This is a genomic window from Frigoriflavimonas asaccharolytica, from assembly GCF_013294015.1.
In the GTDB taxonomy this organism is placed as follows: Bacteria; Bacteroidota; Bacteroidia; order Flavobacteriales; family Weeksellaceae; genus Frigoriflavimonas; species Frigoriflavimonas asaccharolytica.
This window is the reverse complement of sequence record NZ_JABSNO010000004.1, coordinates 47,468-60,860: the sequence shown is the minus strand read 5'-3', so window position 1 is coordinate 60,860 and position 13,393 is coordinate 47,468. Positions and strand designations below refer to the sequence as shown.

12 protein-coding genes are annotated in these 13,393 nt (G+C 32.9%); 4 read left to right on the top strand and 8 right to left on the bottom strand.

The window, feature by feature from the left end; genetic code table 11:
• Nucleotides 1-50 precede the first annotated feature (50 nt).
• Both dapF and HNQ03_RS03585 read right to left on the bottom strand, forming a co-directional pair.
• Nucleotides 51-815 (bottom strand): diaminopimelate epimerase, encoded by a 765-nt coding sequence (gene dapF / locus HNQ03_RS03590; RefSeq protein ID WP_173778290.1) that lies wholly within the window; start codon nt 813-815, stop codon nt 51-53.
• 99 nt (nt 816-914) lie between these two features.
• Nucleotides 915-1,283 carry a helix-turn-helix domain-containing protein gene (locus HNQ03_RS03585; RefSeq protein ID WP_173778289.1) on the bottom strand — a complete coding sequence of 123 codons (369 nt, stop codon included), beginning with the start codon at nt 1,281-1,283 and terminating at the stop codon, nt 915-917.
• 127 nt (nt 1,284-1,410) lie between these two features.
• Here HNQ03_RS03585 and HNQ03_RS03580 point away from each other — a divergent pair, with 127 nt between their 5' ends.
• Both HNQ03_RS03580 and HNQ03_RS03575 read left to right on the top strand, forming a co-directional pair.
• The gene (locus HNQ03_RS03580) at nt 1,411-2,679 is read left to right on the top strand and encodes a hypothetical protein (protein WP_173778288.1); all 1,269 of its coding nucleotides are present in this window, start codon (nt 1,411-1,413) and stop codon (nt 2,677-2,679) included.
• A gap of 40 nt (nt 2,680-2,719) precedes the next feature.
• Nucleotides 2,720-3,283 (top strand): DUF6705 family protein, encoded by a 564-nt coding sequence (locus HNQ03_RS03575; RefSeq protein WP_173778287.1) that lies wholly within the window; start codon nt 2,720-2,722, stop codon nt 3,281-3,283.
• Nucleotides 3,284-3,324: 41 nt separating this feature from the next.
• Here HNQ03_RS03575 and pnuC read toward each other — a convergent pair whose 3' ends face one another.
• On the bottom strand, nt 3,325-3,999 hold the full coding sequence (gene pnuC, locus HNQ03_RS03570; protein WP_173778286.1) for a nicotinamide riboside transporter PnuC: 675 nt from the start codon (nt 3,997-3,999) through the stop codon (nt 3,325-3,327).
• Nucleotides 4,000-4,098: 99 nt separating this feature from the next.
• Between pnuC and HNQ03_RS03565 the strand changes: the two genes are divergently transcribed.
• Both HNQ03_RS03565 and HNQ03_RS03560 read left to right on the top strand, forming a co-directional pair.
• Entirely contained in the window at nt 4,099-4,689 is a 591-nt protein-coding gene (locus tag HNQ03_RS03565) for a Tll0287-like domain-containing protein (RefSeq protein ID WP_173778285.1), read from the top strand.
• Nucleotides 4,690-5,031: 342 nt separating this feature from the next.
• Entirely contained in the window at nt 5,032-5,355 is a 324-nt protein-coding gene (locus tag HNQ03_RS03560) for a GIY-YIG nuclease family protein (RefSeq protein WP_173778284.1), read from the top strand.
• Nucleotides 5,356-5,618: 263 nt separating this feature from the next.
• Here HNQ03_RS03560 and HNQ03_RS03555 read toward each other — a convergent pair whose 3' ends face one another.
• From HNQ03_RS03555 to HNQ03_RS03535, 5 genes are all read right to left on the bottom strand, one after another.
• On the bottom strand, nt 5,619-5,825 hold the full coding sequence (locus HNQ03_RS03555) for a YgaP family membrane protein (protein WP_173778283.1): 207 nt from the start codon (nt 5,823-5,825) through the stop codon (nt 5,619-5,621).
• Between the two features lie 131 nt (nt 5,826-5,956).
• On the bottom strand, nt 5,957-6,262 hold the full coding sequence (locus HNQ03_RS03550) for a P-II family nitrogen regulator (protein WP_173778282.1): 306 nt from the start codon (nt 6,260-6,262) through the stop codon (nt 5,957-5,959).
• A 56-nt stretch (nt 6,263-6,318) separates the two neighbouring features.
• On the bottom strand, nt 6,319-9,552 hold the full coding sequence (locus tag HNQ03_RS03545; protein ID WP_173778281.1) for an efflux RND transporter permease subunit: 3,234 nt from the start codon (nt 9,550-9,552) through the stop codon (nt 6,319-6,321).
• A gap of 103 nt (nt 9,553-9,655) precedes the next feature.
• Nucleotides 9,656-10,732: an efflux RND transporter periplasmic adaptor subunit gene (locus HNQ03_RS03540; protein ID WP_173778280.1), complete on the bottom strand. Its 1,077-nt coding sequence runs from the start codon at nt 10,730-10,732 to the stop codon at nt 9,656-9,658.
• Nucleotides 10,733-10,863: 131 nt separating this feature from the next.
• The gene (locus HNQ03_RS03535; RefSeq protein ID WP_173778279.1) at nt 10,864-12,159 is read right to left on the bottom strand and encodes a TolC family protein; all 1,296 of its coding nucleotides are present in this window, start codon (nt 12,157-12,159) and stop codon (nt 10,864-10,866) included.
• Nucleotides 12,160-13,393: the final 1,234 nt, after the last annotated feature.

The following is a 13,393-nucleotide window of genomic DNA, read 5'->3' as shown; positions in this document are numbered from 1 at the left end:
CCGGATTGCGATGTGCGAAGTTTTTCTTCCAACTTCCGATTTAAAACTTTTTACAATTTTATTTTTCCCTTAAAAACTTGTACAGCCGGACCTTCCAGCCAAATGTTTTTAAAAGAATCTTCATGCTTTTCTGCAGAAATTTTCAAATTCCCTCCCAAAGTTTTCACCTTCACAGAGCTTGTATTTTCTTTATTAAAATGAACCAAAGCTGCAGCTGTAACGCCAGTTCCGCAACTGAAAGTTTCATCTTCTACACCACGTTCGTAGGTTCTTACAAAGATTTCATTTTCAGAAATTTTCTCCACAAAATTTACATTGATGCCTTCTTTTTCATACAATTCAGAATTTCTGATTGCATTTCCTTCTTTGTAAACTTCAAAATTTGCTAGATTTAAAACTTGTTGGATGTAATGTGGTGAACCTGTATTTAGTTCAAAATCATTTTCAACGTTTTTTATTTCAGAAACGTCAGACATTTTCAAGCGGACAATTCCGTTTTTTATTTCGCCTTCGTGCAAACCATCGATGGCTTCAAATTTTGTTTTATTGGCAAATATTTCTAAAAAATTAGCAAACGCGATGATGCAACGTCCCCCATTTCCGCACATGCTGCTTTCTCTACCGTCGGAATTATAGTAAACCATTTTGAAGTCCAAAGTTTCGTGGTTTTCTAGTAAGATCAAACCGTCCCCACCAACTCCAAAACGTCTATCACAACATTTTTCTATGATGCTTTTATCTTTTGGGAATTGCAGATTACGATTGTCTATCATCACAAAATCGTTTCCTGTTCCTTGGTATTTGTAAAATTCCATTAAAAATAATTTAAAAATTAAATTTTTTTGAAATGCAAAAATAATGATTTTGGCAGTGAATTGATGTTAAGGATTTGCTAAAAAGTGTTGAAATAAATTCTATTTTTTAATAATTGATTTTAAAAAAGCAATTTCTATATCTTTTTCTTTTAATCTAGTTTCGTAAGATTCTTCAAGTTTTGCAGTTATTTCTTTATTTTCTTGATAGTAATGTTCTATTTGTCCAAAAGCATTTTCATTTTCTTTTTGGTTAAAAATGGTTTGTGTTTTTAATCCTAATAAATCTGCAACTTCTGTGTTTAATAGTTTTGCAATATGAAACAATCTATCTACAGTTAATTTTGTAGAATTTCTTTCTAATTTTGAATAGGTAGCTTGGTTTATATCCAATTTGTGCGCCATATCTTCTTGGCTATATCCTATTTCTTCTCTTTTTGTGCGTATGTTATCGCTTACTAAATCAGTCATAAAAGTAATATTTAGTCGTAAATATACTAAAAATATTCTTTATTCGAATAGGTCTGCTTTTTTATTTACATTTAATTTACAAAATTAATTAAACAAAATTTAGTGTATTAGAAAAAATTATTTTAAAATGTTATTATTGTGCTTGTTCTCCACAATGATATTCCAAAGTTGCCGAACAGATAATACCATCTATGAGCAAGAAAAAGGAGAGCAAAGCTATTTCAGCATTTTTAATAATCCAAATAGCAACACATCTAGAAAGGGAAATCATTATCAAGAAGCTTTTAGGACTTTATATTATTCTTATCTTGATGCACATCCCGAAAATGCACCGGATTTTTCTAATAAAAATATTTTGCAAGTAGATTTTCGTTTCGCATCGCAAGAAATTATTGATGATGATGGTAAAGTTTATGTACTGTTTCCAGTTGTTCTAAATGAAAATGTTGTAGAAGTTGTAATGGCGAGTGTGAATAAAGAATTATCTGAAGTAGGATTTCACGTTCTAGTGAAAAATGACGATGTAAAAAGTGTTATTGACACTTTTTCTAAGAAAATGAAAAAGGATAAAACGGGTACTTATTCTGGACCAGATTCTAATATAGAGGAAGTTTTAATTATTGTGCCACCAAAAGAAAAAGAGCCAGCAGCTTTAGTTGAGATAGAACTACCACCGACCGGAAATTGTGAAATTTTCAATATTTGCGGTGGAAGTGGAGGTGATTTTTCATTAAATCCACCCGATTCAAATCCTTGCGTAAAAATTAACGAATTGTTAACCGATTATGATTTCTCGCTCAAACTAGCAAATTTGGATAAGCCTGATGTATTTGGTTTAAATCACGAGATGGGACATGCTGCTTTCTTTCAAAATGGATCAACTCATTATACCTCAATGTCAAATTATTCTGGTACAACAAAACTCATCCCACCTTCTGGAAGTCTTTTTTTTGGTTTTATTCACACACATCAAAATTTTGATTCAGATGGAAATCCTACCATAAAGATGTTTTCACCAGCAGATTTAGATACATTTTTGAGTTTGTGTGCTACAATGCATATAATAAGGGTTAAATTAGCAGAAGCTTATGCTATGGTAGTAACTTCACAAGGAAATTATATAATCAAGTATAATGGAACGGCAAGTTGGACAAATCCCGGACCAGGAACAATGGAATGGTGGAACAAATGGTATAAAGACGAAATGAGAGCAATTCAGAATGCAGATAAATCTTTTGATCAAGATAAAGTAGAGAAAGCTTTTTTAAAATTTTTAAAAGAGAGGGTTGGAATAGATGGGATAGAATTGTATAGTGTAGATAAAAATAGTGGTGATACTAAAAAATTAAGTTTAGATGCAAATAATAATTTAAATACACCAATACCTTGTCAATAATTTATAATTTTCTAAAATAATTAATTTTTAAAATAAAAAAATGAAAAAAATATTAATAATATCTATGATGCTATTTGCAGTTCTAAACTGCGCTCAGATTTATCCTATTACCAAAAATACTGATGTTCCGAATAATGGATATGTAAAAGATCTTAATAATGATTTATTACCCTATGTTGGCACGTGGAAAGGAACATGGGATAATAAAGTTATTTACATCTATTTAGAACGTTTTAAAAAACAGAGAAGTTACAATATTAATCATATTTATTTCAAAGATATATTGATTGGTAGATTTAAGGTTTTAAATGCTGACGAAACTGCTGTACTTTTTGATAATACAAATCTTCCTGATAACAATACGAAAATTGAGGGTCTACGATTTTTTAGTGTTCCTATTACTCAATATGCTATGATGTATATTGATCAAAATATATGTACCACAGGCGACATTTATATAAATATTGTTAATTCAACAAATACCCAATTGCAATGGAAGTATTCACCAGATAATGATATCTTATCTCTTGATTGTCCTTATGTTGTAAATAATCTTCCTATACCACAAGCGTTACCTACTAATTTAGTATTAACAAAACAATAAAATTAAATTCCCATTAGAAATAGTGGGAATTTTATTTTATATTAAATTCTTAACTTTGGTTTCTCGTAACTCTGTTTCCATTCCAGATATCCTACAATGGCCATTGCTGTGAATATAAAAAATTGAATAGATGTGATGCCTAGACCTTTGTAAATCATCATCGGTATTACAATTAAATCTCCAACAATCCAAAAAATCCAGTTTTCTATTTTGCGTTTTGCCATGAGCCACATTCCGACCAAAAAAATGGCGGTGGTGAAAACATCCAGCCAATTTGCCCAATCTAAATGATATAAACCCAATTCCACATTGATCATAGAAAATTGATTGTCTATGAATGGTTTGAAATAATAAACTATCGTAACCAAAATTAAACTTATCAGAAATAAAATTCCAGCAATTGCCCATTCTTTTTTATTCGTCCAAGAAACTTCTACATGAATGTGATCTTCGGAACTTTTGGACCATAAAATCCAACCATAAATACTCATTACGGTATAATAAAAATTGATCATCATATCTCCCAAAAGTCCAAAAGCAAAGAGAATATAAACGTATAAAACTGTGGAAATAATTCCTGTAGGATATACCCAAATATTTTTTTTGACAGAAAAATAAACACTTGCAATTCCAAATGCAGAAGCGATAATTTCTAGAATTATCTGATACGTTTGGTAAGATTCGTAAGGTTTTAGGAAGAGATCATAGAAATTCATGAGGGTAAAGATAAGGTTTTCGGGAAATAAAATCGTTGTGTAACTGTAATCACAAACTAAAATGAAAAAATGAAGTATTTTTGAATTAAATAAATACCGATGAAGAAAAATTTTTTAATAGCCACAATTGCATTATTTGCTATTCAATGTTCAAAATCGGATGTAAAAACAGAAGTTTCAACCGATAAAATTGCAGTCGAAAATTTAGAAAAATCGGAGGAAATAAGCACAGATTCTTTGAAAATTTTTGCTGGAGAAACGAAGAAACTTTTAGTAAAAAATATTACTGCACAAATTGCAAAAGGTGGAGTAGAGTCTTCTGAAGAATTTTGTAATATTGAAGCAATGCCATTAACAAAATCAATGTCGGATAAACATGGTTTATTCATTTCCAGAGTTTCTGATAAGATGAGAAATCCGAAAAATATTGCCAATGCAGAAGAATTGAAATTGATTAAAAATTACAAAAAACAATTGTTGGCAGGTGAAATTTTAAAACCAATTCGTACCGAAACTCATTATTACGAACCATTGCTTACGAATGCGATGTGTTTGCAATGTCATGGTGAACCAGGGAAAAACATTCAACCAAAAGTGGTTGCGGAAATTGCTCAACTTTATCCAAAAGATCTAGCAACGGGTTACAAAGATAATGAAGTCCGTGGTTTGATTAGCATTAAAACGAAGTAGTTTATTTATAGTTGTTAGGATAGACCGTCGCATTTTTGTGGCGGTTTATTTTTTTACACACAGTTTGTCACGCTGGAAGCGTCTTTGCATAGAGATTCTTTCAGAATGACAAAATGATGCGTAAAAACTGAATAATAAATACGCATGACAAAACACATTCAACCACACAGTTTGTCACGCTGGAAGCGTCTTTGCGTTGAGATTCTTTCAGAATGACAAAAGGACTTGAAAAAATAATGTAGAGATTCCACCGGAATGACAAAAAGTGTGTTTAAAAGAAGAGAGTTGAAAAATGCTTGTTATTTCACGCATATTTAGTTAATTTCGTGAAAACATACTTTTATGATTGAGTTTACAGAAGGTATTTATGATTTTTACGTTTATATTTTAACCAATAAAAACAAAACGGTTTTATATACTGGTGTTACCAATGATATAAGGCGAAGGTTGAAAGAACATCGAGAAGAAAAGAATCCAAAAAGTTTTACGGCTCGTTATAATGTGGAATTTTTAGTGTACTACGAGCATTTTGGATGGATTCAACTTGCTATTGAGAGAGAGAGAGAAATTAAAGATTTGCGAAGAGAATTGAAATTGGAATTAATTAAAAATTTTAATCCTGATTTTCAATTCTTGAATGGGCATTTTGAAATTGTTTCAGAATGACAAAAGGATGTGAAAAAATAATGCAGAGATTCCTCCGGAATGACAAAAGGATGTGACAAAAAAAATTGACGAAAATGCTTGTCAATCGGATATAGCAACAGTATATAACCACACAGTTTGTCACGCTGGAAACGTCTTTGCGTTGAGATTCTTTCAGAATGACAAACGATGTGACAAAAGTTGCAAAAAAAATCCCCGCAAAATTAATTGCAGGGATTTTCTACTAATAACCTTGACAAGGTTTTACAAAAGTTTGTAAAAATTTAAACTCCACAAGAATTTCCTTCATTGGAAACTCCCATTTTTACTAAAATTGTATCCAACAAACACCAATTTGTGATGGAGGATTGTAGTAAATTAACACCAACAAAACCAGTTAGCCATAGCCAATTTTGGCTGACGTAAATGGTTAATAAGATGCTTGCCAAAATCATGGTTCCTGCAAATGCGTGTATTATTCTTGTTTTCATATGTATATGTTTATTGTTTTAAGGGTCATCTCGTCATACTGCCGAGACAAGTCATGGTATCTCCTGATCTTTATCGGTGTTAGTTTGATAAACTTGCTAATGGCGATTTCATATTTTTCTTTTTTTATAATCTAAAATTGCTGTTCTAAATTAAGCACTGCTACATGAATTTTAGAGAGCGTTTCTTGTTCTGTATTAAATTCTTCAATTTTTTTTAAGATGTTTTCCAAATTTTCTGCTGGTAAAAAAACAGTAAATAAGAGTGAATCTATTTCTGTGTAAGAAGATGCAAACCAATTATCTGCAACATTATTTTCGGTTCCGTTTTTATAACCTTTTACATCTCCATAAGTAAAAGATTTTGCTCCCGATTTTATAAGAATGTCTTTCACTTCTTTTTCAAATTCGTTTATTGCGGTGATAAGTAATAACTTCATAATGTGATGTTTTAAAATTCTCTGCCGAAAAACTTTTCAGCAGAGAAATGAGTTAATTAATCCTGAAGATTTTCTTCAATAACAACTGGTTCTACAGGTTCGTTTTGTAACCAATTATTTTTTTCAGACATATAATAAATTAATGGAATTACAATCAATGTTAAAAGCGTAGAAACAATCGCTCCAAATACCAGTGAAATTGCCAAACCTTGGAAAATAGGATCAAATAAAATTACAATCGCACCTATTACAACTGCTCCTGTAGTTAATAAAATTGGTGTGGTTCTAACTGCTCCAGCTTCGATGATTGCTCGTTTTATGGGTGCTCCTTCTTTTAATCGAATTTCTATAAAATCTATTAAAAGTATCGAGTTCCTCACCATAATTCCGGCTAAAGCAATCATTCCGATAAACGATGTTGCGGTGAAGAAAGCGCCTAAAAGCCAGTGTCCTAGTACAATTCCCACCAAAGAAAGTGGTATCGGAATCATCATCATAATTGGCGTTTTGAAGTTTTGAAACCAACCTACAATCAACATATAAATAATAAGAATTACCACTAAAAATGCGACTCCTAAATCTCGGAAAACTTCCAAAGTAATTTGCCATTCTCCGTCCCATTTCACGGTGTAATCGGATTCGTCTTTTGGCGAATTCATGTATAATTCGTTTAATTTATATCCTGCAGGAAGTTTTATTTTTTTCAATTTTTCATCCATTCCAAGAATTGCATAAGCCGGACTTTCTAATCCTCCCGCCATATCTGCAAGAATGTAAACCACTCGTTTTTGGTCTTTTCGGTAAATAGATTTTTCTAAAGTTTCTCGTTGCACTTTTACAATATCAGCGACTGGAACCATTCCGGCTTGTCCTTTCACTTTTAAATCGGTAAGATCAGAAATGCTGGTTTTTTCACCATTATTTAATTTCATAACGATGTCAACTGCATCATTTGATTTTGGATCTAATAAATTCCCAACAGAATGTTCTCCCAATAAATAGGTAAGGTTTCCTACAATTTGTTGAGGTGCAACTCCGTTCAACATTGCTTTTTCTTTATCGGCTACGATTTTAAATTCTGTTTGTGGCGATTCTACCATCCAATCTACATCTACAACATCATCTGTATTGATGAGGATTTTCTGCACTTCATCGGCAATCCGAACTTGCTCTTCATAATCTGGTCCATAAACTTCGGCAACAATGGTTGATAAAACTGGTGGTCCAGGTGGAACTTCCACAATTTTTACATTTGCACCGTATTTTTTTGCAATCTTGTGAATTTCTGGTCGCATCGCTTTTGCCACATCATGACTTTGTCTATCTCGATCTTCTTTATGCAAAAGATTTACCTGAATATCTGCAGTATTGCTGCTTCCACGCATATCGTAATGACGAACCAAACCATTAAAGGTAATTGGCGACGCAGAACCAACATAAGATTGATAATTCACCACTTCTGGAACGGTTTTCAGATATTGTGCAATGTCTTGTGTAACGGCGGAAGTTCTTTCTAAAGTCGTTCCTTCAGGCATATCAATCACCACTTGCACTTCATTTTTATTATCAAATGGAAGCATTTTTACGGCCACCCATTTTGCTGCAAATGCAAACATAGAAATCATTAACAAAACACCCGTAATTCCGAGCATTGTCCATCTTTTTTTACCGCTATCTAATAATGGTTGTTCAACTTTTTTGTAAATTTTATAAATGAAGCCAGTTTCTAAACCTTGTACTTCTTTATGTTCCTCACTGTCTTTTACCTTTAATAAATGGAAACCCAAATAAGGCGTAATCGTTAAAGCCACAAAAAGAGAAAGTAACATCGCAATTGAAGCACCAATCGGCATTGGCGACATATATGGTCCCATCATTCCAGATACAAATGCCATTGGTAAAATTGCTGCAATTACCGTAAATGTTGCCAAAATTGTTGGATTTCCAACTTCATTAATAGCGAAAATTGCGGCTTGCTTAAACGGCAACTTCTTCATGTGGAAATGCCTATGCATATTTTCTGCAATAATAATACTATCATCTACGACAATTCCCACCACGAAAACCAGGGCGAAAAGCGTAATTCTATTCAAAGTATAACCCAACATATAATACGCAAAAAGCGTTAATGCAAACGTTAATGGTACGGAAAAGAAAACGACTAATCCGCCTCTCCATCCCATTGCAAGCATCACCAAAATAGTTACCGCAATAATTGCAATTCCCAAATGTCCCATCAATTCTGAAACTTTACGAGAAGCTGTTTCACCGTAATTTCTTGTCACTTCTACATGCACATCATTTGGAATTAAAGTTTTCTTTAAATCTTCCACTTTATTTAAAATTTCTTCGGAAATATGCATTGCATCTGCACCTTTTACTTTAGAAACAGAAAGTGTAACCGCAGGATATTCTGATAAAAAGCTTTTGCCTTTTTCCGTTGCATTTCCGTATCCGAAATTCAAATAATTGGTTGATGTAGCGGCTCCATCTTCAATTTTTGCCACTTGTTTTAAATAAACCGGCATATTTTGAGAAGTGCCGATTACTAGATTTCCAACATCTTCTCCTGTGCTCAAAAATTCACCAGTTGTTACCAAATACTCGGCATCATTGCTTACAAAAGTTCCAGATTGAGAACTTCCATTACTGGCTTGTATCATTTGCATAATTCCCAATGCATCTACATTAGATTCTGCCATTTTATCTTTATCAACAATCACTTTTAATTGTCTACTTCTTCCGCCAATCACGTTGGTTAGGGAAACGTCTTTAATTTTTTTGACTTCCGAAGAAAGTTCTTCGGTGATTTGTCTTAATTGAAAATCGCTGTATTTATCGCTCCATAATGTTAAACCTAACATCGGAACATCGTCTATTGATCGGGTTTTAACTAAAGGTTCATAAACGCCTTTGGGAAAAATATTTTTATTCTTCATCAACTCATCGTAGAGTTTTACGTAAGAACGTTCGGTATCTTCGCCAACGAAAAATTGCACGATAATCATCGCTTTTCCGTTCATCGCCATACTGTGAACGTGCTCTACACCTTTGATGTTTGAAATTATTTTTTCTAAAGGTTTCACCACACGATTTTCTACTTCCGTAGGATTTGCACCGGGATAACCCACCATTACATCGGCCATTGGAACAATAATCTGTGGTTCTTCTTCTCTCGGTATTAATGTGGAACTGTACATCCCAATCGCCATCAACGCAACCATCAATAGAATTGATAGTTTTGAATTGATGAAGACTTCGGCGATGCGTCCTGCTATTCCTTTTTCCATAATATTTTTATTTAATGGAACAATTTATCAATGTAACAGTTTACCAATTTTGGTACTTTTTGATTGCTATATTGTTAAATTATTACACTGTTACATTAATTTATTATTTTGATACTTTTGCTCCGTTAAAAAGTTTTCCGTTTGCGGAAACGATGTAAGCTTCTTTTGCTGTAAGTCCAGATAAAATCTCAACTTGGTCGCCAAAATCTTTCCCAATTTTCACCCACCTTAGAATCGCTGTATTGTTTGAACTGATGGTATAAACGCCAGTCAATTGACCTTTTTCTACCAAAGCAGATTTAGGAATCATCACGCCTTCCTGGAAATCCTGGTTTACTTTACCAGCATTTTTAAACGGAAATTGAATATTCACAAACATTCCCGGTAATAAATTTTGGCTACCTGCAACATTTACTTTCACCATGTATTGTCCACCAGTATTTGTAGAAGATTTACTGATTTCTGCAACCGTTCCTGGAACTTCTTGGTTGGTAGATTTCAAAGTAATTTTCACCGACATTCCTTGTGTGATTTGGGTAATATTTTGCTCGGAAATCAAAACTTGTGCTTGCAAAGAAGAAGGTGATTCTATCGTCAAAAGTGGCATTCCTGGACTTGCCATATCGCCTTGTTCAGCATATTTTGCAGTGATTACTCCAGAAATTGGTGCCGTAACATTGGTGTATCGATATTGTGCATTTACTTCGCTTTTCATTGCATTTGCTGCGTCTAAACCGGCTTTTGCCATTTCGTAACGCGCTCTCATATCATCCAATTCTTTTTGGGAAGCACTTTGACTTTTATATAAATTAGAGAAACGATCGTAATCTTTTTTAGAAATATTGTAATTCGCTTGAGCTTGGGAAATTTGCGCATTTGCTTGTCCACCTTTTGCTTGAATATCGGTAGAATTGATGCTTACCAACAATTGACCAGCATTGACGTTTTGTCCAACTTCGGCTTTCATTCCTGTGATGTAGCCCATCATTCTTGTGCTCACATTTACGGTGTTTTTCGCCACCAATTTTCCACTTGCACTTGCGTAAGCACCTTCAGAACTTGCACCAGATTGACTTACTGTTACTTGAATCGGTTTTTGAGAAAGCGTTGCGTCTTTTTCTTCAGACGAACAACTCATGGATAATCCTAATAAAAGGACAGAGTAAACTAATATTTTCATAATTATTATTTTTGAGATTTGAGATTAAGAGACATGAGACTTAGAGACATGAGACTTAGAGATTTCAGATTATGAGATTTAGAGATTTATGTGTTGTCTCTTTTCTCACATCTCTTAATCTCCTGTCTCATTTATTTCAGAAATTTCAAGTATTCCAACGCAGAATTGTATTCGAAAATCGCTTGTTGGTATTCTAATTCTTTTTGCGACATTTGAGTTTCTGCGGAAAGCAAATCTGATGATTTTTCCAAACCTTGATCGTATCTGTTTTTTCGGATTCGGTACGCTTCTGCACTTTGATCCCAAGATAATTTGGTTAAAGAAACTTTGTTGTCTGCATCTAAAACTTGTCGGTAAGATTTGTTGAGTTCTAACTGATTTTGTTTTTGATATTGCTGAATTTCGGTTTGCGCTTTTGATAAATCTGCTTTGTAAACTTCCTTTTCACTTTTGGCTTTATAACCATCAAACACATTCCAAGATAATTGAACACCAACCAAATAGCCATTTCCACCAAATTGATAGACTTTATTATCATTTAATTCAAAACTTCCGAAAGCATTTAATTTTGGTAAAAACTTCGCATCGGCAGATTTTATCATATAATCATAAGCGTCTAAAGATTTTTCATACGCTTGCAAATCTTTTCTGTTGACGTTCAAAGTTGGATTTTGCTCTAAAAAATTTTCCTGATAAGAAAATTCATCCATCGGTTTGAAAACTTTGTTGGCAGAATCTTCATTTAGTAAAAAATAAACATAGTCTGAAGCATTTCTCACATTGGATTTTGCATATTGAATCTGACTTTCAATTTCAGAAACGCGCACTTGCATGTACAAAACTTCAGATTTTTGAATCATTCCGTTTTTGTAATAATTATCGATTACTTTTTTGTTGGCAAGTGTCGTATTTTTTGCTTCTTCCAAAACTTTTACCACTTTATACGCCATTTGTAATTGCAGATATGCTTTGTTTAAATCAAACTGAAGATACTCTTTGGTACGTTCTGCTTTAATTTTCAAAACATCCACTTTCACTTCGCCTGCTTTTTTCTGATAAATAGCATCTTTATTAAAAATAGGTTGCTGCACTTCTAATTTTGTGGCGAAATTGAAAATATTATCGGGATTATTTAAACTTGAAGGATCAAAATCCATCATCGTAATGCGAGATTGGTTGAGTTTTGTTCCGAATGCCATTAACGGACTGTTTGTAGTTGTTCCTGTGTAAGAAGCAGTTACGTTTGGCAAATACATTGCGCGAGTTTGAAGCAAACCAGCTTGTGCAGAATTTATTTCATCATTGGCTAATTTCACAGAAAGGTTTTGATCTTCAATTCTGGTTTCTAAATCTTTTTTAGAAATTTGAATGGTATCTTGAGCGAAAAATTTAGCAGAAATAAAGAGTAGAAATAATATCTTTTTCATGTGTGATTTTTTATATTTTTAATGGTCACTTGCAATCGCTATCAATTTGGTTTTAAAACAAATCTCTTTCGTGCGATTTCATAGTTCTTAATTTGATGACAAAAATAGGGTGGTAAGAAATCTTGTACAGTAACAAATATCACACAGTCTACTAATATTGGAAATTAACAAGGAATTGTTGCACACAGATTTCACAGATTTTCACGGATGAGTTTTTAATTTTATGATGAACATTTTTACGGACAAGAAAATCTGTGTAAATCTGTGAAATCCATGAGCTTAAAAAAGTGGAAAATGTTTGTGCAAAAAATAAAACCCCGAAAAAATTCTAGGCTTTAGTATAAATTAGCATTGAATTTTTGCACACGGATTTCACAGATTTTCACGGATGAGTTTTTAATTTTAGAATGAACATTTTTACGGACAAGAAAATCTGTGTAAATCTGTGAAATCCATGAGCTTAAAAAAGTGGAAAATGTTTGTGCAAAAAACAAACCCCGAAAGAATTTGAGGCTTTAGTAAAAATTAGCAATGAATTGTTGCACACAGATTTCACAGATTTTCACGGATGAGTCTTTAATTTTATAATGAACATTTTCACGGACAAGAAAATCTGTGTAAATCTGTGAAATCCATGAGCTTAAAAAAGTGGAAAATGTTTGTGCAAAAAACAAACCCCGAAAGAATTTCAGGCTTTAGTAAAAATTAGCAATGAATTGTTGCACACAGATTTCACAGATTTTCACGGATGAGTCTTTAATTTTAGAATGAACATTTTTACGGACAAGAAAATCTGTGTAAATCTGTGAAATCCGTGAGCTTAAAAAAGTGGAAAATGTTTGTGCTAAATACAAAACCGCGAAAAAATCCGAGGCTTTAGTAAAAATTAGCATTGAATTGTTGCACACAGATTACACAGATTTTCACGGATGAGTTTTTAATTTTAGAATGAACCTTTTTTCCGACAAGAAAATGTGTGTAAATCTGTGAAATGCGTGAGTTAAAAAAAGTGGAAAATATATGTGCTAAATACAAAACCGCGAAAAAATCCGAGGCTTTAGTAAAAATTAGCATTCAATTGTTGCACACAGATTTCACAGATTTTCACGGATAAGTCTTTAATTTTAGAATGAACATATTTACGGACAAGAAAATCTGTGTAAATCTGTGAAATCCGTGAGCTTAAAAAAGTGGAAAATGTTTGTGCAAAAAACAAACCCCCGAAAAATCCGAG